We start from the raw sequence: 23,117 nt of genomic DNA on the forward strand, positions 1-23,117 counted from the left end.
CATGGGGAGTATCGGCCCCACCGGTCCACACCTTTAGGGTCAATTTCCACCTGACCCGTGACCGTCGACGGAGCAGCCCCGTGCTGGGATGACACCCGTGCGGGTGCTGGTCACAGGATCTTCGGGGTATGTCGGACGGGTGGTCGCGGCGGAGCTGCGGACCGCCGGCCACGACTGCGTGCCGTTCGCGGGCGACGTGCGGACGGGGTCCGCGGCCGGGGTGGACGCCGTCGTGCACCTCGCCGGGCTGGCCCGCGTGCGCGAGTCGTTCGACGACCCGTCGCGGTACTTCGACGTGAACGTCGGCGGGACGGTGGCCCTGCTGCGCTCCGCCTCGCCGGGGACGCGGTTCGTGCTGGCGTCCACGGCCGCGGTGTACGGCGGGGGCGGGGGCGGCGTGCTGACCGAGGACTCCCCGCGCGCGCCCGCGAACCCGTACTCGGCGTCGAAGGCCGCCGCGGAGGACGCGGTGACGTGGACCGCGCGGTCCGGCCGGGTGTCCGCGGTGGTGCTGCGGCTGTTCAACGTCGCGGGCGGCGGCGACCGCGACGACACCCGCCTGGTCACCAGGGCGTGCGGGGCGGCGTCCGGGCGGCTGCCGGCGCTGGAGGTCTACGGCGACGGGACGGCGGTGCGCGACTTCGTGCACGTGCGGGACGTGGCGCGGGCGTTCGCGGTGGCCGTCGACAGCCCCGGCGAGGGCTGCGCGGTGCTCAACGTGGGCGCGACGCCCGCGAGCGTGGCCGACGTGCTGGCCGCCGCGGAGCGGGTGACCGGCCGCCCGGTGCCGGTCGTGCGGCGGCCCGCCAACCCCGGCGAGGTGCGCGAGCTGCGCGCGGGCACCTCGGCGCTGCGGGCGCTCGGGTGGCGGCCGGCGCACTCGGACCTGGACGACCTGGTGCGCGACCAGTGGGCGGCGGAGGTCAGCCGGCGCGGCGCTTCGGCACCCTGATCCGGTCCAGGTCGGCGGCCACGTGGATGGTGCCGCCGAACACCTCGGCCGCCTCGTCGTGGAACGCCCTCGGGTCGTGGTAGCGCTGGGAGAAGTGCGTGAGGACGAGGGTGCGGACGCCGGACTCGGCGGCGACCCGGGCGGCCTGCCGGGCGGTCAGGTGGCCGTGCTCGGTGGCCAAGTGCTCGTCGGCGTGCAGGAACGTCGACTCGATGACCAGCATGTCCGCGCCGTCGGCCAGCTCGAACGCGCCGTCGCACAGCCTGGTGTCCATGACGAACGCGAACCGCTGGCCCCGGCGGGGCACGCTCACCTCGTCCAGCAGCGGCGGCTTCAGCGCGCGGACCGCCGGGCCGCTGATGCCGCGCGCCGCCAGCAGTTCGGGCACCATCGTGCGGCCGTCGTCCTCGACCAGGCGGTAGCCGTAGGCGGGCAGCGAGTGGTCGAGCCGGCGGGCTTCGAGCGTGCCGAACGGTCCGGCGGCGATCACCCCCGGACCGGTGACGGGGTGCTCGCGGACGTCGACGGTGTCGTGGAACGACGTGGCGTGCCGCAGCCGGGCGAAGAACTCGGCGCCCTCGGCCGGGTAGTGGGCGTGCACGGGGTGCCGCGCGCCGTCCAGCGACAGGCGCTGCACGACGCCCGGCACGCCCAGGCAGTGGTCGCCGTGCAGGTGTGTGACGAACAACCTGGTCACGTCGCTCGCCGCGACACCCGCGCGCAGCATCTGCCGCTGGGTGCCCTCGCCGGGGTCGAACAGGAAGCCCTCGGCGCCCCACCGCAGCAGGTAGCCGTTGTGGTTGCGGGTGCGGGTGGGCACCTGGCTCGCGGTGCCGAGCACGACCAGCTCTCGTGGTGACACGTGGCAGAGTCTGCGGCATGGAGAGCTTGCGGGCTGTGTCGTCGTGGCCGGTGGAGACCGCGGCGGTGGCCGTGGTGCGCGCGGACGGGGAGGTGCTGGGCGAGCACGGCCCGGTGGACCACCGCTTCCCCCTGGCGTCGGTGACGAAGCTGCTGACCTCGTACGCGGTGCTGGTCGCGGTCGAGGAGGGCGCGGTGGAGTGGGACCAGCAGGCCGGGCCCGCGACCGTGCGCCACCTGATCACGCACACCTCGGGGCTGGCGTTCGACTCGGACGACGTGCAGGCCGCGCCGGGGACGAAGCGGATCTACTCCAACACCGGGTTCCGGGTGCTGGCCGACTTCGTGGAGGGGGCCACCTCGATCCCGTTCGCCACCTACCTGCACGAGGCCGTGTTCGCGCCGCTGGGCATGGCGTCGACGAGCCTCGACGGCCACGCGGGCGCGGGCGGCACGTCGACGGTGTCCGACCTGGTCCGGTTCGCGGCCGAGGTGCAGTCGCCGAAGCTGGTGTCGGCCGAGCTGGTGGCCGAGGCGACGGCGGTGGTGTTCCCGGGGCTGCGCGGCGTGCTGCCCGGGTTCGGGGTGCAGGCGGAGAACGACTGGGGCCTCGGGTTCGAGATCAGGGCGGGCAAGTCGCCGCACTGGACGGGGTCGCTCAGCTCGCCGCGCACGGTCGGCCACTTCGGGCAGAGCGGCACGTTCGCGTGGATCGACCCGGACGCGGGCGCGGCGTGCGTGGCGCTGACCGACCGGAAGTTCGGCGAGTGGGCGGTGGGCGCGTGGCCCGCGTTCACCGACGGGGTGCTGGCGGAGCTGGGGCGGGGGCACGGCTGACGCACGGCGTCCGCCGGGTGGTTGCGCTGAGCTTCCGCACCGGCGTCACCGGGTCGGTGGTGGGCGGCAACTTCGTCCGCAACGCCGGTGACGACGGCCCGGCCACGTGGGCGACCTCGTCGCCGACCCGGTGCGCGAGGGCAGCGCGATCCAGCTCGGCTCGCCGGTGACGACCCGGGGGCTGTGCCCGCGCACGGCACAGCCCCCGGACCACGGCGTGACGACCGCCCGGCCGCGCACGCGGCCCCGCCGCACGTCCTCGACGGCGCGTGCGACCTCGGTGAGCGGGTGGGTCCGGTCGAGCACGGGCGTGACCCTGCCGGCTTCGACGAGCCCGCGCAGCGCGACCAGGTCGTCGAGGCGGTCCCGGTGCACCAGGGGCCTCGCCCGGAGGCCGAGGAGCGGCCCCTCCGGCTCGGCGATCTGCACGGCGTACGTGCCGACGCAGCCCCGTCGCGTCGGTGATCAGCGCCCTCACCCGTCCTCCTCCGGGTACTGGAACACGTCGCCGAGCGGCACCCCGAAAACGCGGGCGATCAGGAAGGCCGTCTCCAGGGACGGCGAGTACCTGCCCTGCTCGATGGCGATGACCGTCTGGCGCGTGACGTCGACCCGCCTGGCCAGCTCGGCCTGGGTCATCTCCCCGTGCGCGAACCGCAGCGCCCGGATCGAGTTGGTGATCCTGGTCGGCTTGCCCACTCAGAACCCCCGCCGGTGGGCCACGAGCTCCGCCGGGGCGCCCACCACCGCCCGGGTCGCGAAGACGGCGCAGATCGCGTGGGCGATCCGGGAGTGCGGCGCCTCCGCCGGCGCCGGCGGGAGCACCGTGCCGAACCGGGTGCCTTTGTCCTCGTACGACATCGACCCCTCCCCGCGTCAGCTGTTCTCGACACGGCCAGTGTCAGGCGCGGCGGACACCATGTCAAAAATGTTTGACATGGCCTAGGCTTCGCGGGATGAGCGTGGTGACCATCCGCCGGTTCCGCTGGACGACCCGCCCCGGCCCCGACGGCTACCCCGTCGTCGACGAGGTCGAGGCGGTCGGGCCGCACGCGCGGCTGCCGGTCAACATCGCCGAACTGGTCTACGTCAACGCGATGGCGCCCGCCGCGCCCGCCCGGGTCAGGTACGACACCCGCGTCAACGAGCTGCGCCTGCTCCAGAACCACCTCGGCACCGACCCCACCCGGCGGCTCACCCTGCGGCAGGACGACTTCCGCGCCGGCTCGATGCACATCCGGCGGTTCGTGAGCGAGACGTTCGGGCTGGGCATGCTCACCGCGGCGGTCCAGTCCGCCTACGAGTGGACCGCGGGCGCGGACGCCCTGAGCGGCTTCGACGCGCTGCCCATGACGCTCGCCGCGTCGTCGCGGAAGAACGGCGTGCGCCCCGACCTGCTGTTCCGCGCGCCGGGCGTGCTGCTCGCCGGGGAGGCGCGCGGCCGGTCGAGCAACCCGCCGCGGTCGACCAGGCTCCAGCGGGAGCGGTTGAACCGGCTCCTGCCGTGGGCGCACCTGCACGACCACCCGCTCGTCATGACGTGGGCGTACCTGACCGGCGGCGGCGTCACCGCGGACTTCTTCGTGCCGCGCGACCAGGTCGACTGGCTGTCCGGCCCGATCGGGCACGGGGACGCGGACGCGCTGCCGGCCATCGCGCACCCCGTCGCGGCGGTGCGGGAGGAGGTCGACGTGACCGGGCGGCCGAGCCCGGACCGGACGTCGCCGGTCAGCCTGTTCGAGGTCGGCGGCGCGACCCTGCGCGGCATCGAGGAGCAGCTCTTCGAGTCCGCCCCGGTCGACGGCGCCGTCGTGGCGAGCCGCCCCGCGCGGGGCCGCTGGGTGCAGCTCGACCCGGTGGACCCGTCACGCGGCTCGCTGCTGCTCGCCCTGCTCGACGAACCGCTCACCCCGGCCGAGTCCACCGCCGCCGCGCGCCGGTGGCGCGAGCGGGACGGCAACGGCCTCGCGGTGACGGCGCACCACCGGGTCGTGGTCGCCGTGACCGAGGACCGCCGGGGCCAGCCGTGGGACCTGGTCGCGGACTAGGCCGTGCCCGGCGGGAACCGCGGCGGGCGTTCCCGCCGCGGCCCCCGGGTGGCCGGGCTCAACGCCCGGCGGGCACCGGCGCGTCCGGGCACTCCGCGTCGGGGGGCACGTTCGCGTACTCGTTGCCGTGGAAGTAGACGGCGCTGGACCACAGGTCGCCGTTGTCCTCGTCGGCGTCGTCCACCTGCAACCAGACGTCGTTGGTGATACCGGCGTCGGTCACCCGCTCACCGCGCACCCAGCACTCGACCTTCCTGCTCTGCCCCGCCACCAATGACCCCGCCCGCGCGCACGTCGACGCGGGGCAGGTGCGGATGTTGACGTCGTGCCACGCCGTGACCGTGTAGAGCGCGCCGCGCGCGCCGACCTCGGTCCGCGCCGTCGCCGGACCGGCACCGGCGAGCAGTGCGGCGACGACCAGCGCCCCCGCGGCGGTCGGCTTGACGATCCCCATGCGTTCCTCCCGGTGATCGGTGTCGATCAGTGGGTTACACGCCCCGACCGCCTCCGGGGTTGCTCGCCCCCCGGGGTTGCCCGACACCGCCGACGAACAGGTCGCGGTCGCCAATGCACCAGAGGTCCCGTGGAATTCCACGGGACCTCTGGGTTGGTGCGCTCGGCAGGATTCGAACCTGCAACCTTCTGATCCGTAGTCAGATGCTCTATCCGTTGAGCTACGAGCGCATCGTTCTTCAGTTGTCACCCAACCGAGGCCGGGTGTTGCGGAGGCTCCGGGATTTGAACCCGGGATGGGGGGTTACCCCAAACCGCATTAGCAGTGCGGCGCCATAGACCAGACTAGGCGAAGCCTCCCGGCGGAACCCCTCGGCTACGACGCATAGATTACACAGGTCTTCCGGCGGATAGCAAAACGCCCCCCTCCTTGCGGCATACGTGCTGGTCACGGCACGTGCGACGGGCGGCGGGGGGCGCTGTTGGGGTGGTCAGCGGGGAAGATCGTGACGTTCGTCTCGCGCCATGGTCAGGAATGGGTCCAGGGACGCCGGGTTGCGCAGGGCGTCGAGGCTCACGGCGCGTTCGGGCGGGGTGCCCGCGAGGATCTTCTTGACCGGCACCTCGCACTTCTTGCCGTTGAGCGTCCTCGGCACCTCGTCGACGGTGACGAAGCGGTTCGGCACGTGGCGCGGGGACAGGTTGGCGCGCAGGTCGCGGCGCAGGGCGGGTTCGACGTCGGCCAGGTCGACGCCGTCCTCCAGGACCAGGAAGCAGAGGAGCTCGCCGTCCGCCCGGCCGGCGCCGGAGGTGTCGATCACGAGCGAGTCGGCGATGCCCTCGACGCCCTCGACGACCCGGTAGAACTCGCTGGTGCCCATGCGGACCCCGCCCCGGTTGAGGGTGGAGTCGCTGCGGCCGTAGATGACGGCCGAGCCGCGCGGGGTGATCCTGATCCAGTCGCCGTGCCGCCACACGCCGTCGAACGTCGAGAAGTAGGCGTCGTGCAGCTTCGAGCCGTCCTCGTCGCCCCAGAAGAAGACCGGCATGGACGGCATGGGCGCGGTGATGACGAGTTCGCCCACCTCGTCGACCACGGGGGCGCCGGACTCGGAGTAGGACGCGACGGCGGCGCCCAGGGCGCGGCACGACAGCTCGCCCAGCCAGACGGGCAGGTCGGGGGCGGCGGCGACGAAGGCGGTGCACAGGTCGGTGCCGCCGGACACCGAGGCGATCTGCACGTCGGGGCCGACGGCCGACGCGATCCAGCGGAAGCCCTCGGGGGTGAGGGGCGCGCCGGTGGAGCCGACGACGCGGAGCGCCGACAGGTCGTGGCGGGCGGCGGGCTCCAGCTCTTCCTTGAGGCACGACTGGACGTACGGGGCGGAGGTGCCGAAGTAGGTCACCCGGTGCCGCTCGGCCAGGTCCCACAGCACGTCGAGGTCCGGGTGCGCGGGGCTGCCGTCGAACAGGACGACGGTGGACCCGACGAGCAGGCCGGAGACGAGGAAGTTCCACATCATCCAGCCGGTGGTGGTGAACCAGAGGAACCGGTCGCCGGGACCGAGGTCGCTGTGCAGCGCCAGCATCTTCAGGTGCTCCACGACGATGCCGCCGTGGCCCTGCACGATGCCCTTCGGCAGGCCGGTGGTGCCGGACGAGTACAGCACCCAGAGGGGGTGGTCGAACGGGACCGGGGTGAAGGCGAGGGGCGCGTCGGCGAACGTCGCCAGCAGGGAGTCCCAGGCCACGACGCCGGGCAGGGTGCCGCCGCCGACGTAGTCGACCAGCACGGTGGCGGCCAGGGACGGGATCTCCGCGCGCAGCCGCTCCACGGTGGGCCGCACGTCGAACGCGCGCCCGTTGTACCGGTAGCCGTCGACGGCCACGAGCACCTTGGGCTCGACCTGGGCGAACCGGTCCACGACCGCCCGCGCGCCGAAGTCCGGCGAGCACGAGGACCAGGTGGCGCCGAGGGACGCGGCGGCCAGGAAGGCGACGAGGGCCTCCGGCGAGTTCGGCACGAGGGCGACGACGCGGTCGCCCGCGCCGACGCCGAGCGACTCGAACCCGGCGCGGGCGGCGGCCACGCGGGCGCGCAGCTCGCCGTACGTCAGCCGGGACGAGAGCCCGTCCTCGCGCTCGAACAGCACCGCGAGGGCGTCGTCCGGGCCCTTGAGGGCGTGCTCGGCGTAGTTCAGCGTGGCGCCGGGGAACCAGGACGCCCCGGGCATCACGGGGGCCTCCAGGACCCGCGTGGGCGCGTCGTGGAACGTCACCCCGGTGAACTCGGCGACGGCGCCCCAGAAGCCCTCCAGGTCGGAGGTGGACCACGCCCACAGCGACGGGTAGTCGGGGAACTCCAGGCCCTTGTCGATGGACAGCCAGGAGCGGAACGCGGCCATCCGGCTGCCCGCGACCCGGTCGGGGTCCGGGCGCCACAGGACTTCCGCCTCGCCGGCGGCGGTGCCGGCACGCATCTCGGTCATACCTGAGTTCCTAGCCGATGGAGCGGCGCGGAACCACAGTCGTCATCCACACACCGGGTCACGCCCGGCCGGCGCTCGCCACCAGTCCCTCGACCGCGGAGATCAGCCGGGGCGCGTCGGTGGGGGCCACGACCAGCCACGCGTCGTCCCGCCGCACCAGGTAGCGGCCCTCGCGGCTGTCCAACCAGGACACGACCGCGCCCGTCGGGTGCAGGTAGCCGGCGCGGTTGCGGGCGATGACGCCGACCTGCCCGCCGCCGCTGCGCGAGACCACGGCGCGCATCAGGGTGTTCGCCTCCGGCTCGCGCAGGCCGACGCCGCGCAGCACGTCGAGGAACCCCTCGCTGCCGTCGGACTCGCCCGCCCGGCCCGCGGCCAGGTAGTCGTCCCAGCGCACGTTGACGGACCGGCCGGTGCCGGGCGGCGCGGGCGGCAGGGTGTTGACCGTGGTGGCGGCGAGGGCGGTGGGCCGGAAGCCGGTCACCTGCACCTGGTCGCCGAGCCGGCCCGCGAACGCGCCGTGCCACGCGGCGGTGGCCAGGCCGCGCGCCCGGGCGCCGCGCAGGGTGAAGAAGACCTCCAGGCCGACCTCGAACTCGGCGAGGCCGCGCAGGTACCCGTACAGCTCCTCGTCGGGCCGCTGGACGGTGCCGTAGCCCCGCGACGCGAGGTCGCGGGACGCCGACTCGACCAGGCGGGCGCGCTCGGCCTGGGTGTGCCCGAAGTGCCTGGTGCCGAGCGGTACCGGGTGGGCGTCGCGGTGGACGGCCTGCCAGAGCAGGAAGAACTCCACTTCGCTGAGCCGGAAGATGCGCTCGGTCACAGGCCGATCACCGGGGGTGCTGCCTTGTTGTCCAGCCCGAACACGTTCTCGTCGTCCTCCAGGTAGTTCGGGCGGTTGTGGTCGCGCTCACCGCCGACGCCACCACCGGCGACGGGCGGCGGGGCCGCCATGGGTGCCGCGCCGATCATGCCCGCCTGCGGCGTGACGGACTTCGGCGCCTGGAACGTGCTGGTCACGCTGCCGGGGGTGCCGGAGCCGGAGCCGCGGTCACCGCCGAGGGTGCCGCTGGTGGTGCCGGGCGCGCTGAGCGGGCTGCCCGCGCCGCCGCCGCCACCGCCGACCGGGCCGACGGGGACCGGCCCGCCGCCGCGCCCGCCGCCGTAGCCGCCGCGCGCGCCCGCGAACCCGCCGCGGCCGAACGCCTGCTGCCCGCCGCCGGGGCGCTGCTGGTTGCCCTGCTGCTGGTGCTGCTGCTGGTTGTTGACCGCGACGGGACCGCCGGTGGCGACGCCGTCCTGCGCGGACGGGGCGGTGACCGGACCGCCGGTCACCACCACGGGCGGCGGCGGGGGCGGCGCGACGGGGTTGACCGGCGGCGCGAACGAGGGCACGGTCCGGTCGACCGCGTAGGAGTTCTGCTGGAACAGCGCCATGACCTCGGCGGCCTGCCGGTGGCCCGCGTCGGCGGCGACGACCGAGTCGACCGCGGGCGCGGCGATGGTGTCGATGCCGACGAACGCGCCGGTCCCGTGCTGACCGCCGAGGCGCGGGGTGCCGATGCCCCGCTCGGTGGGCGTCAGCGCGTCGTGGCCCACCGGCGCGGCGACCTCGTTGACGAACGGCGAGCGCGTCGTGGCGACGGGGGTCGGGGTGGCCACCGGGGTCGCGACGGGGGTCCCGGTCGCGCCCTCGACCGGCGTGACGGCCGGCGGGGCGGGCGCGGGCGGCGGCATCATCTCGCGCGCCGTCTGCACGTGCTCGATCTCGGTGGCGATGCACTTGGCCACGTTGTCGGCGTGCTCGCTGGTGTTCAGCGCCCACTTCTCGACCGACTCCAGCGCCTCGCGGGCGCGGTCGGCCGTGCCGCCCTCCCACGCCTGGGCGGACCGGCTGATGGCCAGGGCCAGCAGCTCCTGCACCTCGCCGAGCGCCTTGCCGACGGTCGCCCAGTCGGCCTGGGCGCTGCCCGCGGCCTTGAGGTCGACGCCGGTGTTGACCATCTCCCACAGCTGCTGGTGGCTGTAGGTCATCCAGTCGACCTTCTGGCCGAGGTCGGTCGGCTTCTCGCGACCGCCCTCGTGGCCGCCACCGCCGTGACCGCCGTGGTGACCACCACCGTGACCACCGCCGCCGTGCCCCTGGCCGTGGCCGCCGTTGTGGTTGCCGTTGTGGTTGCCGTTGTGGCCACCACCGCCGTGGCCGCCGTTGCCGCCACCGTGGTGACCGCCGCCGTGACCGCCGTGCTTGTTGTCGCCCATCAGCCCTTAGCCTCCCCCGCGGCACCGAAGGCGTCCGCCGCCTCGTCGTCGGCCTCCTCCAGGTTGCGCGCGGCCTCGCGGATGGTCTCCTCGACCTCGAAGAGGACCTGCATGAAGTCGCCGATCACGTTGACCGCCGACTCCTCGTTGCCCACCGCGACCTCGCGGAGCCGCCTGCTGATCGCGTCGCTCACCCAGTTGTTGCCGAACTTCAGCTCGACGTCGAGGTTGTTGACCGCCCTGCTGTGCACGGTGTCGACCAGGCCGCGCGCCTGCGAGATCAGCTTGAGCAGGTCGTCGACGCCCTGCTTGTCCAGGTCGAGCTGGACGGCGCCCTTGTCCACCGCGTCGAGCGCGACGTTGGCCTTGTCGAGGTCGGTCTGCGCGGCCTTCGCGAAGCTCTCCGCGACCACCGGCGCGGCCACCGGTCCGGCGGTCGCCGGCAGCGTCACGGGCGCGGGCAGCGTCACGGTCGCGCCGGGGTCGGCGACCGGGGCGGCCGGCGCGGGTGGTGCGACCGGCGCGGGTAGTGGTACCGCGGACGGCGTGAAACCCGGCGGGACCTGCACCGTCGGTGCACCCGCCGTCAGGTTGACCGTGTTCCCGTCGCTCATCAACTACCCCCTGCACTGCGATTCGCCGCAGCCGTACCGCGCGTTAGCCACCGGCGACCGAATCAGGCGTTCCGGACGCTCCCCTTAGATGTACCGGGAAGGCCGTTCGGTTCCAAGCCTCCGACAAGACCCTTAACGCAGGTGCGAGTCGAACCAGTTCAACGCCCGCTGCCACGCCTCCGCGCTCGCCTCGGGCGTGGTGTCGAAGCGGTGGCTGGTGCGGGCGAACCGGACGACGTCGGTGGCCACCGGCGCCGCCGCCGCCGCGTCGCGCAGCTTGTCCACGTCGCTGACCGGGATCTCGGCGTCGTCGTCGCCGTAGAGGCCCAGCCAGGGGCACGTCAGCTCCTCCGCGACCTCCACCAGCGACGGGAGGCCGGCCGAGAGCGGTTCGAGGATGCCGCCGCCACCCACGGTGACCGCCGCGCCGATGGTTCGGCTTCCCGCAACGACCATCGCGACCGATCCGCCCAGGTCGAAGCCCATGACACCCATGCGGTCCGGGCTCACGCCGCGTTGCCCCAGCCAGACGAACGCGACGTCGGTGTCCGCCAGCACGTCCTCGCCCGACAGGCCGCTGACCTTGGCCGGGGCCTCGTCGCCGGACACCTCGTCGTAGAGGTGCGGCGCGACCGCCAGCCACCCCTCCTCGGCCAGCGTGCCCACCAGACCCCGGACGGTGTCGGTCACGCCGCGTGCCTCGTGCAGCACGACGAGGCCGCCGCGGACGGCGTTCTCCGGCTCGGCGACGGTCAGCGTCAGCTCGCGGCCGTCGGTGAGGGAGATCGTCTCGGTGCGGGTAGGTGTCATGCGGCAACCCTTCCACGTGGGGGTGAACGCCAGTCAACGTGAGCTGCCGGACGGCGGGTGTGCCCATCGGGCCCCAACAGGGGTTACCGTGCGGCAGAACCCCGAAGGGAGCCCTTGGATGACCGTGCGAACCCGTGCCGACCTCGTGTCCTTGCCCAGCTACGTCCCCGGCAAAACCATCCCCGGCGCGATCAAGCTGGCCAGCAACGAGGTGTCGGCCGGACCGCTGCCCAGCGTGGTGCGGGCGATCGCGGACGCGGCCACCGCCGTGAACCGCTACCCCGACACCGCCGCCACCGACCTCGTGGCGCGCCTGGCGGGCAAGCTGGGCGTGCCCGTCGACCGGGTGGCGGTGGGCTGCGGCTCCGTCACGCTGTGCCAGCAGCTCGTGCAGGCCACCTGCACCGAGGCCGACGAGGTGGTGTTCGCCTGGCGCTCGTTCGAGGCCTACCCCCTCGTCACCGCGGTCGTGGGCGCGAAGCAGACCAGGGTGCCGCTGACCGCGGGCCACGGGCTGGACCTGGACGCGATGGCCGACGCGATCACCCCGGCCACGCGGCTGGTGTTCGTGTGCAACCCGAACAACCCGACCGGCACCGCGCTGACCGAGGCGGAGATCGAGCGGTTCGTCGAGCGGGTGCCGTCGGACGTGCTGGTGGTGCTCGACGAGGCGTACAAGGAGTTCGTCGACCGCGCGGACGTGCCGGACGGCGTGGAGCTGGCCAAGCGGATGTGGGCGGCGGGCCGGGACAACGTGGCCGTGCTGCGCACCTTCTCCAAGGCGTACGGCCTGGCCGGGCTGCGCGTCGGGTACGCGGTGGCCTCGCCCGCGGTGGCCGACACGCTGCGCAAGGTCTACGTGCCGTTCAGCGTGAACGCGCTGGCGCAGGTGGCGGCGCTCGCGTCGCTGGACGCCGAGGACGAGCTGATGGAGCGCTGCCGGGCGGTCGTGGCGGAGCGGGCGCGGGTGCGCGACGCGCTGGTGGCCGCCGGGTTCGAGGTGCCCGAGTCGCAGGCGAACTTCGTGTGGTTGCCGCTGGGCGAGCGCACGGAGGCGTTCAACGAGCACTGCCTCGGGCACAAGGTGGTGGTGCGGGCGTTCGCGGGCGACGGCGCGCGGGTGACGGTCGGCGAGCCCGCGGAGAACGACGCGTTCCTCGCGGCGGCGCGCTCGTTCGCGGGCTAGCGCGCCAGGATCTGCACGATGGCCACGACTCCCACCACCACGATCACCGCGCGCAGCGCGGCTGGTGGGAGTCGGCGGCCGACCTTGGCGCCGATCTGGCCGCCGACGACCGAGCCGAGGGCGAGCAGCAGCACGGCGAGCCACGCCACGTCGGCGATGAAGATGAACAGGATGCCCGCGACGAGGTTCACGAACGCGGTCAGCACGTTCTTCAGGGCGTTCATCCGCTGGATGTGCTCGCTCATCAGCACGCCCATCAGGCCCATCACCAGCACGCCCTGGGCGGCGCCGAAGTAGCCGCCGTAGATGCCCGCGAGGAACACGCCGACCCACAGGGCGACGCCGCCGTGCTCCTGGCGCTCGCGCTCGGCGAGCTTGCGGTTGAGCCACGGCTGGGCGATCACCAGCACGAGGGCGACGGCGATCAGCACCGGGACGATCGCGGAGAACGCGTCCTCGGGCAGCACCACCAGCAGCACGGCCCCGACGACCGCGCCGAGGACCGACGCGGGCAGCAGCCGCTTGACCCGGCCGGCCTGGCCGACCAGCTCGCGCCGGTAGCCCCACGCGCCGCTGAGCGAGCCGGGCACGAGGCCGAGGCTGTTGGAGACGTTCGCCACGACGGGCGGGTAGCCGACGGCGAGCAGGACCGGGAACGTGACGAGGGTGCCGGACCCGACCACGGTGTTGATGCCGCCGGCGAAGACCCCGGCCAGGACGACGAGGATCGCCTCCAGCGTCGTCACAAGCCCACTCTCCCCTGCTCTCGCGGTCGTCAGCGGACGCTAACACCGCGTCGGGCGGGGCGCGGTGTGGGAATCCCGACACCGGCCCGGCCCCCTCGGCCGTCCCCGCGGGTCGTCGGCCCCGGCCGCGGACCGCTCACCGGGCGGGGGTGTCGCGGAACCTCCTCAGCACGTGCGCGTCGGACAGCCCGGTGCCGGTGACCAGCGGTCCGAGGTCTCCGTCCACGACGTACTCGCCGTGCGGGGAACGGGTGACCGTCGTGGGTTCGTCGTCCGGCCACGGCGCGGTGCGCGCGGTCGTGCGGGCGGTGCGCCAGCCGTCGGCGGACCGCAGCACGGTGACCGCCGCCTCGCCCGGCGCGGCCAGCGCGTTGGTGACGACGACGAGCGAGCCGTCCGGGCGGAGCGCGATGCCGTCGCCGCCGACCAGCGCGCGGTCGGTGGCCACCTCGGTGACCAGCCCGGCGCGGGACACCGCGAACAGGGCGCCGGTGTCGTAGCGGACGGTCAGCAGGAAACCCGCCGGGTGCCAGGCGATGCCGTTGAGGCCGATGGTGCCGCTGCCGAACCTCGGGTCGCGGACGAGGACGCGCGCCCGGCCCCGGCGGTCCACCGCGTACAGCGCGTCGGACGACGGGTCGGTCACGTAGGCGGTGCCGGCCGGGTCGACGGCGACGTCGTTGGCGCTGTGCCGGCCGGGGCCGATGGCGAGGTCGACGACGTGCAGCGGGCGGCCCGTGGCGAGGTCGAACACGCCGAGGCCGGACGACCGGTAGGTGGTGGCCGGCGTGGAGCGCGCGCCCAGGCCGATGTCCGCGTGGGCGACGTAGAGGCGACCGCCGGCGACGTGGACGCCGAACGCGGACACCATGCGGGGGTCGCTCACCAGGGTGCGGGTGGTGCCGCGCCCGACGACCTCGACGGTGCCCCGATGGGTCGAGCCGAGCAGGAACGCGTGCCGCAGCGGGTCCCAGGCGATGCCCTCGGGGTGCAGCGCGGCCGAGCGGCCGGTGACGACGTCCGGTGACGGGTGCGCCCGCACGGGTGCCGCGAGCGCGACCAGCACGAGCAGGGAGGAAATCAGGAGACGCATGGTGCTCCGTTCACGTGTATGAGTACGTGCACGAAGTTAGATCAGACCTCTGATACTCGTCAACGCGCTTTACGATCGGCGCATGGGCATGCCGTTGGAGGAGCGCCTGGGCGGCGACGTGAAGCGGGTCGAGCACGAGCTGATGCTGCTCAAGCAGCAGGCCGTGCGGCCCGCGGGCCTGACCGCGGCGCAGTACGCGGCGCTGCTGGTGCTGACCGACCACCCCGGCGTGTCCGCCGCGGAGCTGGCCCGCCGCTGCCGCGTGACGCCGCAGACGATGACCACGGTCCTGCGCAACCTGGAGTCGGCGGAGCTGATCGCCCGCGTGCCGCACGAGGTGCACCGCAACGTGCTGGAGACCCGCCTGACCGAGGCCGGCCGGCGGGCGTTCGAGGTCGCGGACGAGCGCGCGTCGGCGATCGAGCGGCGGCTCGCCGACGAGTTCACCGAGGAGGAGCGCGCCACGCTGCGCGCGCTCCTCGCCCGCTGCTCGAAGGTGCTGACCGAGGGGTAGGCGGATCGGCCCGGGGTGAGCGCCGCCGGGTCGGCCCGGGTCGTCGGTGCCGGGTCAGCCCAGGTTGTCGGTGCCGAACGTGTCGCAGCGCGCCGGGTCGCCGCTCTCGTAGCCGGTCGTGTACCACTTCTGGCGCTGCGCCGACGAGCCGTGCGTGAACTGGGTCGTGTCGACCCGGCCGCCGCCCAGCTCGCTCTGGATGTAGTCGTCGCCGATGCGCGCCGCCGCGTCCAGCGCCGCGTTCACGTCGTCCTGGGTGATGCCGCTGATCAGCGGCTTGCCGGAGGCCGTGGGCACGGACTGCGCGTGGTTCGCCCAGGCGCCCGCGTAGCAGTCGGCCTGGAGTTCCAGCCGCACCGAACCCGACGTCGGGCCGGACTCCTGGCCGACGCGGTCGGACGTGCCGAGCATGTTCTGCACGTGGTGGCCGTACTCGTGGGCCAGGATGTACGCCTCGACGAACGGGCCGCCCTCGGCGCCGAACTTCTGCCGGAGCTCCTGGTAGAAGGTCAGGTCGATGTAGACCTGGGCGTCGGCCGGGCAGTAGAACGGCCCGGTGGCCGACGTCGCGTTGCCGCAGCGGGTCTGCACGCCGCCGGAGAAGAAGTTGGTCTGCGCCTGCTGGTAGGTGCGGCCGGACCGCGCGAACTGGTCGGTCCAGTAGCCCTGGATCGAGTTGATGAAGGCGACCGCCCGGCAGTCCGCCTCGCGGTTGGCGTCCGCGCCGGTCTTGCACTTCTCCTTGATGGCCTCGGACCCGACCTGCTGGTCCTGGCCGACGTCGCCGAACCCGGAACCGGAGGGCAGCGGGATGCCGCCGCCACCGCCGAGCTGCGAGAGCACGAAGTACAGGATCAGGCCCACGATGCCCAGGCCACCGCCGCCCAGGGCGACGCGTCCACCGACGCCGCGCTGGTCGTTGACCTGTGACGTGTCGAGCTCGGCGTCCTCGTTGAACTGCACCGCGTCCTCCAACCAAGGGGGGCCCACTGGAGCCGCACAACAGCAGGCCCCGGGTGCGGGGCCCGACGTCGGGGCACCGCACCCGGGTTTTCCCACTAGTGGAAGCGACGAAACCGCTGGTGACGAGGTGGCGTGGACCTCGGTCGGCGCCGACGGTGGAGACTGCGCCTGGACAACCCGGGTCAACAGCGTCAAGCACGTCGAGGCTGCCTGCGGCAGCGCGTGCCCGGACCCTCGTCGACCGCTGTGGTCACGTGCGGGACGGTCTGGCCCGTTCCGCCCGCGGGGTCGCGGTCGTGCGCGGATCGTCACTGCGAGGACTTGTCTGCACCGCACCACCTACCCCTTCCGGGCGTGCCGCCGGCGGTGCTGCTGAGGTGTCCGCCGGTGGCAGGTCCTGTTCCGAGCATGCGCTTGATCGGCCCCGGCCGCAACCCCTCGGCAACGCCCTGAACTGGTGAAACGGAATTCACCGTGGGTGTTCGTACGGCGGGTGCCCGGGTGGCGGGTGCTCGCGCGGTGGGCGCCCCTTCACGTCCGGGACGCCCACCGCGCGCGTCGTCACGGCGTGGTGGTGATGCGGTCCAGCGCCGGCGGGACGGTGCCCTGGTTCGCGGTCAGGTAGGCCGCGAACGCGTCCAGGTCGATGCCGCCACCGGTGATCGCGGTGCCGCCGGTGAAGGCGCTGAAGCCGTCACCGCCGCCCTGGAGGAAGCTGTTGATCGTCACTCGGTAGCTCGCGGCCGGGTCGAGCGGCGCGCCGTTGAGCACGACGTTCGACACCTTCGAGCCGATCGGGGCGGACGCCGACCAGGAGTAGGTCAGGCCCTTCGACGGCTGGAGCACGATCTGCCGCGTCGCGCCGTTGACGACCTGCCACTGCTGCTCCAGCGCGGCCTTGACCTGCACACCGGTCAGCGTGACCGTCTGGAGGATGTTGCCGAACGGCTGCACGGTGAACGCCTCGCCGTAGGTGACGACGCCGTTGCCCTCGCCCGCGGGCGAGGAGGCGTACGTCAGGTCGGCGCGCACGCCACCCGGGTTCATCAGCGCGAGGACCGCGCCGTTGCCCCGCGTCGCGGCGAGCTGCGAGTCCGCGATCAGGTTGCCCAGCGGCGACTCGCCCGCCGGGTTCTGCGCGCGCGGGACGTCCGCCGCGATCGTGCCCACCGGGCGGTTCGCGATCGGGCCGGACTTCGACTTGGCCAGGTCGATGATCGACTGGATCTCCGGGTCCGGGGTGACGTCCTTGGTGACGACCCTGTTGCGCGCCACCGTGGCGCTCCGCACGACCTCGCGGGTCCGCTTGTCGATCTTCAGGTCGACGACGGACAGCTCGCGGCCGAACGCCAGGCCCTCGATGAACGGGCGCGGGTTGCCGGCCGGGTCGGTGACCGTGCAGTTGTAGTGCTGGTGGCTGTGGCCGGAGAAGATCGCGTCGATCTTCGGGCTGACCCGCTCGGCGATCGAGCGGCCGGGGCCGCCCTCGACCGTGCGGCAGTCGTCCGGGCCGCCGCCGCTCGTGCTGTCGCCCTGGTGGATCAGCAGCACGATCGACTTCACGCCGAGCCAGTTCAGCAGGTCCGCGTACCGGTTGGCGGCGGCGACCTCGTCGCCGAACTGCAGCTCCTTGATGCCGTTCGGGTCGACCAGGATCGGCACGTCCTTCAGCGGCATGCCGATGAAGCCGATCGGGACGCCGTCGCGGAACTCGACCCAGAACGGCGGCAGGGCCGGCAGGCCGTTCTTGGCGAGCGTGACGTTGGCGCCGAGGATCGGGAAGTCCGCGCCCTTGTAGGTGTCGGTGAACTGGCAGCCGTCGACGGGGTGGCACCCGCCCTTCTGCACGCGCAGCAGTTCCCGGTAGCCCTCGTCGAACTCGTGGTTGCCGGCGGCGGTGGTGTCCATGCCGACCTGGTTGAGGACCTGGATCGTCGGCTCGTCGTGGAACAGCGCCGACACGATCGGCGAGGCGCCGATCAGGTCGCCCTGGCCGACGATGACCGAGTTCTTCACCTCGGCCTGGAGCTTCTTGATGTGCGTCGCGTTGTACGCGGCGCCACCGGCCTCGACCACGGTGCCGTCCGACAGCGTGACCCGGCCCGACGAGCCGGTCGGGGGCTCGATGTTGCCGTGCAGGTCGTTGATGCCGATCAGCCGGACGTCCACCGTGCGTGACGGCTTGTTGTCGGCCTGTGCGGGGGATTGCGCGACGGTGACCGCCAGTGCGGCGGCGGCGGTCACCGCGAGCGCGACCGTGCGGCGTGCGGTGCGACTCGACGGGGTCATGTGGGGGTCCTCCCTGGCTGCGCCCCGGTAGGAGGGCGCACTACGGCGGAGGAGTTTGCCTCCCGGAAGCGGCGTGCACCAGACGTCCGGGTGGATCGTCCGTTAACGGAGATGTGCGCGGCATAGCCTGGTGGGGTGACCGATCACGAACCGCGTTGGTTGGATGACGGGGAGATGCGCGCGTGGCGCAACTACGTGGTGGGGGCGGCCATGCTCGCCGACCGCCTGCACCGCGAACTCCAGGACCGCCACGGGCTCTCGCTGGCCGACTACGAGGTCCTGGTGCGCCTGTCCGAACGCCCCCGCAAGCGGATGCGGATGTCGCAGCTGGCGGATGACGTGGCGTCGTCCAAGAGCCGCGTCTCCCACCAGGTCGCGAGGATGGAGCGGGACGGCCTCCTGCGGCGGCGCGAGTGCCCGGAAGACGGTCGGGGCGTGTTCGCCGAGCTGACCGACCAGGGCATGGCCCTGCTGGAGCGCGCCGCGCCCACCCACGTCGAGGGCGTGCGGACGCACATGATCGACCTGCTGCCGAGGGCGGACCAGGAGGTGGTGGCGAAGGTCTTCGACCGGGTCATCACGCACCTGAGGTCGGTGGACGGGTAGCCTGCTGCGGCACACCGGGAAGCGTGGCAGAGCGGCCGAATGCACCCGCCTTGAAAGCGGGAGACGGGCAACCGTCCGGGGGTTCAAATCCCTCCGCTTCCGCAGGTCGGAGGGGGTGCGGCGGGTCTCCCGGGACCGGCCGCGCCCCCTCTCGCGGTAGTGGGTGCGTGAGCGGGTCCGTTCGTCGTGGGCCTGCACTGCCGCACACCCGGGTCCTCGCGATGACGAAGAACCAGGCCGGCCCGGTGTTCGAGGACGCCCGGCGCGCGGCGAGGGCCGGCCCTCTCGGAGGAGGACCGGCCCTCGTGGTGAAACCCCTAGGGTCAGGCGGTTTCGGCGTGCGTGTGGTGCTCGACGTGCAGGGCGCGCGTCTTGGCCGCCGCGCGGACGTCGGCGCGCTTGGCGCGTGACGGGACGCCGTTCACGTCCTCCGTGCTGATGGCGTACGACGCGGTGACCCAGGCGAGGGCGTCGGAGTTCCGGTCGAGGGCCTTGCGGTCCACGTTGCCGAGGTTGTCGCCCGGACCGTGGTAGTTCGGGTCGTACGCGACACCGGCGGTGCCGCCCCACTTCGCCACCTGGGCCTCGGTCTTGAGGACCTCGGCACCGGTGAACAGGCCGCCGGCGGGGATGCCGTTCGCGATGAACTCGCCGTAGTCCGAGCGGCCCGTGAAGTCGGTGCCCTCGGTGGCGATCTTCTTCTCGGTCTCCAGGTAGTCGACGAACGCCTGCTCGATCTGCCCGGAGCCGTACGGACCCGCACCGGCGCCGACGGCGTCGGAGTCGTCGCCGTCGTAGACGAAGTAGCCCGCGTTCGGCGAGCCGATCATGTCGAAGTTCAGGTACAGCGCGATGTCCAGCTGCTGCTCGAACGACAGCGACCGCACGTACTCCGTCGAGCCGACGAGGCCCAGCTCCTCCGCGCCCCACCAGCCGAAGCGCACCGCGTTCTCCACCTTCGGCTTGCCGCCGAGCTGGAGCGCGGTCTCCAGCAGACCGGCCGAGCCGGTGCCGTTGTCGTTGATGCCCGCGCCGTTCTCGACGCTGTCGAGGTGGGCGCCGGCGAACACGACGTTGTCCTTGCGGCCGGTCTTGGTCTGCGCGATGACGTTGCGCGAGATCCGGTCCTCCTCGTGGTACCGGAGGTCGACCGTCACCGGCTGGCCGGCGCGGCCCGCGAGGGCGGTGCCGTCGGCCTGGGTCACGCCGCCGGTCGGCACGACGCCGGGCGCGCCGAGCGTCACGCCGGACAGCTTGGCGTCCGGCACGTTGTTGGCGATGACCACGGCGATGGCGCCCGCGGCGGCGGCGTTGCGGTGCTTGATGTCGAACGTGCACGCGCCGCGGCGGATCAGGGCGATCGAGCCGGTGAAGTCCTGGCCCGCGAAGTCGGTCGCCTCGCAGCCCGGGGTGCCGTCCTCGGGGACGACGCGCAGCGGGCCGGTGACGCCGCCCGCGGGCGTCTGCGGCGAGAACTCCAGCGGGATGTTCTCGTACGTCGTGGTGCCGACCTTGGCCACGGCCGCGTCGGTGATCTGCACCGGGTAGGTGAACTCCGGCGTGGACACGTCGAAGCCGGCGCCGCGCAGCTTGCCCGCGACGTAGTCGACGCTCGCGTCGTAGCCGGGCGTGCCGGCCGCGCGGTTGCCGTCGTTGCGGTCGGCGATGCGCTGGAACGCGATCAGGTGGCGGTTGACCCCTTCCAGCGTGACGTTCTTGGTGAGCTTCTTGGCCAACTGGGGCCCGTCGAGCCCGGACGGTGCCGCACCCGCGGTCGGCACGGCGACCAGTGCGAGGGACGCGGACGCGGCCAGCACGGCCGCCCGTCGGATCCCGGTTCTACCTGACATGATCGAGTTCCCCTTCACTCGGTTGCCGAACCCTCACAAAGCAACCCCGTGAAAGCAATCCGTCAATCGACGGGTTCTCGCCCTGTGAGCAGGGGCAAGCACGGCGTGACGCCTTTCACGTCGAGCCGCCAGTCGGGTCGGCGGAACTCCTCGGCCGTCACCACCAGCCGGGTCTGCCGGGCCGCTTCGCCCCGGCGCACCTGCCGGAACGTGCCGTCCGGGCGGTACCCGAGCCGGCGGCTCACGCCGTGCGACCGCAGGTTGTCGTCGAACGCGCTCGACCGAGCGACCAGCGCGCCGAGGTGGTCGAAGGCGAACAGCAGCACGGCCGCGCGCATCTCGGTGCCGTACCCCCTGCCCTGGTGCGCCATCTCCAGCCACGACCCGCTGGTCACCTCGCGCAGCACGGCGAAGTCGTCGGCGCCCAGGCCCTGCGTGCCGATGACCCGGCCGTCCAGCCGCACCAGGAAGTTCAGCGTCCAGCTCGCGGCGGACAGCCTCGCCCGCGCGCCCCAGTAGTGCTGGAGCGTGGCGATCCCCAGCCGTTCCCGGGGCGCGTCGGTCCAGCCCACGCCGAACGGCATGTAACCCGGCGGGTGGATGCCGCGCAGGGTCGCGTCGACCAGTTCGCGCAGGCCGGCGTCGTCGTCGGGCCGCAGTTCGAGGCGCGGCGTGCGGAGTACCAGGTCCGCGAAGGGCCAGTGGTCCATGCCCGTGGATGGTGACGATCTCGCGGGTGCGGCGCGACCGGATTAACGTCGGCGGCATGCGCGCGATCACCATTCGTGAACCCGGCGGCCCCGACGTGCTCGTGTGGGGAGAGGTTCGGGACCCCGAACCCGGTCCCGGCGAGGTCTTGCTCCGGGTGGCGGCGACCGCCGTGAACCGGGCCGACCTGCTCCAGCGGCAGGGCCACTACCCACCGCCGAAGGGCACGTCGGACGTGCTCGGGCTGGAGTGCTCGGGCACGGTGGAGGCGGTCGGCGAGGGCGTCGGGGGGTGGGCCGTCGGCGACGAGGTGTGCGCGCTGCTCGCCGGCGGCGGGTACGCGGAGCGGGTCGTCGTGCCGGCCGCGCAGCTTCTGCCGGTGCCCGGCGGCGTCGACCTCGTCACGGCCGCGTCGCTGCCCGAGGTGGCGTGCACGGTGTGGTCGAACGTCGTGATGCTGGGCGGCCTGGAGGCGGGCGGGACGTTCCTGGTGCACGGCGGCGCGGGCGGGATCGGCACGCACGCGATCCAGGTGGCCAAGGCGCTGGGCGCGCGGGTCGCGGTGACGGCGGGGTCGTCGGCCAGGTTGGCGCGGTGCGCGGAGCTGGGCGCGGACGTGCTGGTGAACTACCGCGAGCAGGACTTCGTCGAGGTGGTCGGCGCGGCGGACGTGGTGCTGGACAACATGGGCGCCGCGTACCTGGGGCGCAACGTCGACGTGCTCGCGCCGGACGGGCACCTGGTGGTGATCGGCATGCAGGGCGGCGTGAAGGGCGAGCTGAACATCGGCAAGCTGCTGGCGAAGCGCGGGTCGATCAGCGGGACGGGCCTGCGGTTCCGGCCGGTGGAGGGGCGCAACGGCAAGGGGCGGATCGTGGCCGAGGTGCGGGAGCACCTGTGGCCGATGATCGCGGACGGCCGGGTGAAGCCGGTGGTGGACCGCGTGCTGCCGATCGAGCGGGCGGCGGACGCGCACCGTGCGCTGGAGGACGGCGAGGTGTTCGGCAAGGTGGTGCTGGAGGTCTGACCCGAGGGTCGCGAACGCAGGACTCGCCGGTCATGAGCGTCGGACTCGCGGGTCGCGAACGCAGGACTCGCGGGTCGCGAACGCATGACTCGCGGGGCGGGAGCGCAGGACTCGCGGGACGCGAACGCAGGACTCGCGGGGGCGTCGGGGGCGCGGTCAGTTCAGGGCGGTGGCGGTGGCCAGGGAGGTGCGGGGGGTGGGGCGGAAGCGCAGGGAGAACTCCTCCGCCCACCTGACCAGCACGGTCTGCTCGCCCGGGCGCTCGGCGTCGTCCACCAGGACCGCCGCGCCCGGCGCCAGCACGCCCCGGAAGACCGGGAGGGCCGGGTAGCGGGCGTCGCCGAGCAGGGGGCCGTCCACCAGCAGCAGGTCGACGAGGCCGTAGCGCTCCACGTAGTACGACACCTCGTCGTGCACCAGCTGCGGGTCGTACCAGTGGGCGCTGCCGAGCGCCGCCGGGTGCGGGGCCAGCGGGGCGTGGACGACGCGCGCCACGTGGCCCAGGCCCTCCCGGCGGAGCTGGCTGGCCACGAACGCGGCGGTGCGCTCGTCGTGCTCCACCGACAGCAGGTGGCCGAAGCCGCGCCGCGCCAGGAGGCGGGCCAGGACGACCGACGACGCGCCGCTGCCGCACTCGACGAGGACCGTGCGCGAGCCGAGGAGGACCTCGTCGACGACGGCGGCCAGGGCGGCGGGGCGCAGCTCGTGCGCGGTGTTCGGCAGGTACTCCGACATCAGCGGGGCCAGGCGGTGGAGTGCGGCTACGTCGGCCAGTTCGCGCGACAGCAGGTCGTCCAAGCCCGGCCTCC

The 23,117-nt window shown here is 73.4% G+C and carries 24 protein-coding genes and 3 tRNA genes; 8 read left to right on the forward strand and 19 right to left on the reverse strand.

Annotated features, from left to right (window positions below):
• Positions 1-88: 88 nt before the first annotated feature.
• Complete coding sequence (locus ACR807_RS17720) at positions 89-952, forward strand: NAD-dependent epimerase/dehydratase family protein (RefSeq protein ID WP_438922431.1); 864 nt, start codon at positions 89-91, stop codon at positions 950-952.
• On the opposite strand, the gene ACR807_RS17725 is transcribed toward ACR807_RS17720, so the two are convergent.
• Positions 924-1,814, reverse strand: coding sequence for a ribonuclease Z (locus tag ACR807_RS17725; protein ID WP_438922432.1), 891 nt, complete (start codon positions 1,812-1,814; stop codon positions 924-926). The genes ACR807_RS17720 and ACR807_RS17725 overlap by 29 nt on opposite strands.
• Before the next feature lie 17 nt (positions 1,815-1,831).
• On the opposite strand from ACR807_RS17725, the gene ACR807_RS17730 reads away from it, so the two are divergent.
• A complete protein-coding gene (locus ACR807_RS17730; RefSeq protein WP_438922433.1) occupies positions 1,832-2,650 on the forward strand; it encodes a serine hydrolase domain-containing protein in 819 nt (272 codons plus the stop codon).
• Between the two features lie 45 nt (positions 2,651-2,695).
• On the opposite strand, the gene ACR807_RS17735 is transcribed toward ACR807_RS17730, so the two are convergent.
• Genes ACR807_RS17735 through ACR807_RS17745 form a run of 3 tightly spaced genes read right to left on the reverse strand, consistent with a single transcriptional unit; the run spans position 2,696 to position 3,511 of the window.
• Positions 2,696-3,079: a zinc-binding dehydrogenase gene (locus tag ACR807_RS17735; protein WP_438922434.1), complete on the reverse strand. Its 384-nt coding sequence runs from the start codon at positions 3,077-3,079 to the stop codon at positions 2,696-2,698.
• Positions 3,080-3,124: 45 nt separating this feature from the next.
• Positions 3,125-3,349 carry a helix-turn-helix transcriptional regulator gene (locus ACR807_RS17740; protein WP_438922435.1) on the reverse strand — a complete coding sequence of 75 codons (225 nt, stop codon included), beginning with the start codon at positions 3,347-3,349 and terminating at the stop codon, positions 3,125-3,127.
• On the reverse strand, positions 3,350-3,511 hold the full coding sequence (locus ACR807_RS17745) for a hypothetical protein (protein WP_438922436.1): 162 nt from the start codon (positions 3,509-3,511) through the stop codon (positions 3,350-3,352).
• Between the two features lie 95 nt (positions 3,512-3,606).
• Between ACR807_RS17745 and ACR807_RS17750 the strand changes: the two genes are divergently transcribed.
• Complete coding sequence (locus tag ACR807_RS17750) at positions 3,607-4,698, forward strand: hypothetical protein (RefSeq protein WP_438922437.1); 1,092 nt, start codon at positions 3,607-3,609, stop codon at positions 4,696-4,698.
• A 58-nt stretch (positions 4,699-4,756) separates the two neighbouring features.
• Here the strand turns inward: ACR807_RS17750 and ACR807_RS17755 are convergent, their stop codons facing one another.
• The 8 genes from ACR807_RS17755 to ACR807_RS17790 all read right to left on the reverse strand — a co-directional run bounded on the left by ACR807_RS17755 (position 4,757) and on the right by ACR807_RS17790 (position 11,326).
• Positions 4,757-5,152 carry a hypothetical protein gene (locus ACR807_RS17755; protein WP_438922438.1) on the reverse strand — a complete coding sequence of 132 codons (396 nt, stop codon included), beginning with the start codon at positions 5,150-5,152 and terminating at the stop codon, positions 4,757-4,759.
• A gap of 154 nt (positions 5,153-5,306) precedes the next feature.
• Positions 5,307-5,382 (reverse strand) — tRNA-Arg (locus ACR807_RS17760).
• 39 nt (positions 5,383-5,421) lie between these two features.
• Positions 5,422-5,511: transfer RNA gene (locus ACR807_RS17765), tRNA-Ser, on the reverse strand.
• Positions 5,512-5,642: 131 nt separating this feature from the next.
• Positions 5,643-7,640, reverse strand: coding sequence for an acetoacetate--CoA ligase (locus tag ACR807_RS17770; RefSeq protein WP_438922439.1), 1,998 nt, complete (start codon positions 7,638-7,640; stop codon positions 5,643-5,645).
• Positions 7,641-7,698: 58 nt separating this feature from the next.
• Positions 7,699-8,463, reverse strand: coding sequence for an ESX secretion-associated protein EspG (locus ACR807_RS17775; protein WP_438922440.1), 765 nt, complete (start codon positions 8,461-8,463; stop codon positions 7,699-7,701).
• Positions 8,460-9,902 carry a hypothetical protein gene (locus ACR807_RS17780; RefSeq protein ID WP_438922441.1) on the reverse strand — a complete coding sequence of 481 codons (1,443 nt, stop codon included), beginning with the start codon at positions 9,900-9,902 and terminating at the stop codon, positions 8,460-8,462. The genes ACR807_RS17775 and ACR807_RS17780 overlap by 4 nt, the downstream gene beginning before the upstream one ends.
• Positions 9,902-10,516: a hypothetical protein gene (locus tag ACR807_RS17785; RefSeq protein ID WP_438922442.1), complete on the reverse strand. Its 615-nt coding sequence runs from the start codon at positions 10,514-10,516 to the stop codon at positions 9,902-9,904. The genes ACR807_RS17780 and ACR807_RS17785 overlap by 1 nt, the downstream gene beginning before the upstream one ends.
• Before the next feature lie 132 nt (positions 10,517-10,648).
• Entirely contained in the window at positions 10,649-11,326 is a 678-nt protein-coding gene (locus tag ACR807_RS17790) for a dienelactone hydrolase family protein (protein ID WP_438922443.1), read from the reverse strand.
• 118 nt (positions 11,327-11,444) lie between these two features.
• Between ACR807_RS17790 and hisC the strand changes: the two genes are divergently transcribed.
• Entirely contained in the window at positions 11,445-12,512 is a 1,068-nt protein-coding gene (gene hisC / locus ACR807_RS17795; protein ID WP_438922444.1) for a histidinol-phosphate transaminase, read from the forward strand.
• Here the strand turns inward: hisC and ACR807_RS17800 are convergent.
• Both ACR807_RS17800 and ACR807_RS17805 read right to left on the reverse strand, forming a co-directional pair.
• Positions 12,509-13,258 (reverse strand): sulfite exporter TauE/SafE family protein, encoded by a 750-nt coding sequence (locus ACR807_RS17800; protein ID WP_438922445.1) that lies wholly within the window; start codon positions 13,256-13,258, stop codon positions 12,509-12,511. The two genes, hisC and ACR807_RS17800, sit on opposite strands and share 4 nt — an antisense overlap.
• Positions 13,259-13,394: 136 nt before the next feature.
• The gene (locus ACR807_RS17805; protein WP_438922446.1) at positions 13,395-14,351 is read right to left on the reverse strand and encodes a hypothetical protein; all 957 of its coding nucleotides are present in this window, start codon (positions 14,349-14,351) and stop codon (positions 13,395-13,397) included.
• A gap of 82 nt (positions 14,352-14,433) precedes the next feature.
• On the opposite strand from ACR807_RS17805, the gene ACR807_RS17810 reads away from it, so the two are divergent.
• Positions 14,434-14,865 (forward strand): MarR family winged helix-turn-helix transcriptional regulator, encoded by a 432-nt coding sequence (locus ACR807_RS17810; protein WP_438922447.1) that lies wholly within the window; start codon positions 14,434-14,436, stop codon positions 14,863-14,865.
• Positions 14,866-14,919: 54 nt separating this feature from the next.
• On the opposite strand, the gene ypfJ is transcribed toward ACR807_RS17810, so the two are convergent.
• Entirely contained in the window at positions 14,920-15,828 is a 909-nt protein-coding gene (gene ypfJ / locus ACR807_RS17815) for a KPN_02809 family neutral zinc metallopeptidase (RefSeq protein WP_438922448.1), read from the reverse strand.
• A gap of 561 nt (positions 15,829-16,389) precedes the next feature.
• Positions 16,390-18,117, reverse strand: coding sequence for a bifunctional metallophosphatase/5'-nucleotidase (locus ACR807_RS17820; RefSeq protein ID WP_438922449.1), 1,728 nt, complete (start codon positions 18,115-18,117; stop codon positions 16,390-16,392).
• A gap of 135 nt (positions 18,118-18,252) precedes the next feature.
• Between ACR807_RS17820 and ACR807_RS17825 the strand changes: the two genes are divergently transcribed.
• The gene (locus ACR807_RS17825; RefSeq protein WP_438922450.1) at positions 18,253-18,723 is read left to right on the forward strand and encodes a MarR family winged helix-turn-helix transcriptional regulator; all 471 of its coding nucleotides are present in this window, start codon (positions 18,253-18,255) and stop codon (positions 18,721-18,723) included.
• A gap of 17 nt (positions 18,724-18,740) precedes the next feature.
• Positions 18,741-18,825 (forward strand) — tRNA-Ser (locus ACR807_RS17830).
• A 221-nt stretch (positions 18,826-19,046) separates the two neighbouring features.
• On the opposite strand, the gene ACR807_RS17835 is transcribed toward ACR807_RS17830, so the two are convergent.
• Positions 19,047-20,573: a M28 family metallopeptidase gene (locus ACR807_RS17835; RefSeq protein ID WP_438922451.1), complete on the reverse strand. Its 1,527-nt coding sequence runs from the start codon at positions 20,571-20,573 to the stop codon at positions 19,047-19,049.
• Positions 20,574-20,635: 62 nt separating this feature from the next.
• A complete protein-coding gene (locus ACR807_RS17840) occupies positions 20,636-21,283 on the reverse strand; it encodes a GNAT family N-acetyltransferase (RefSeq protein ID WP_438922452.1) in 648 nt (215 codons plus the stop codon).
• Positions 21,284-21,339: 56 nt separating this feature from the next.
• Here ACR807_RS17840 and ACR807_RS17845 point away from each other — a divergent pair, with 56 nt between their 5' ends.
• The gene (locus ACR807_RS17845) at positions 21,340-22,308 is read left to right on the forward strand and encodes an NAD(P)H-quinone oxidoreductase (protein ID WP_438922453.1); all 969 of its coding nucleotides are present in this window, start codon (positions 21,340-21,342) and stop codon (positions 22,306-22,308) included.
• A gap of 156 nt (positions 22,309-22,464) precedes the next feature.
• Here ACR807_RS17845 and ACR807_RS17850 read toward each other — a convergent pair whose 3' ends face one another.
• Positions 22,465-23,106: a class I SAM-dependent methyltransferase gene (locus tag ACR807_RS17850; RefSeq protein WP_438922454.1), complete on the reverse strand. Its 642-nt coding sequence runs from the start codon at positions 23,104-23,106 to the stop codon at positions 22,465-22,467.
• Positions 23,107-23,117 lie beyond the last annotated feature (11 nt).

Source organism: Saccharothrix sabaoui, assembly GCF_051756985.1.
Taxonomy (GTDB): domain Bacteria; phylum Actinomycetota; class Actinomycetes; order Mycobacteriales; family Pseudonocardiaceae; genus Actinosynnema.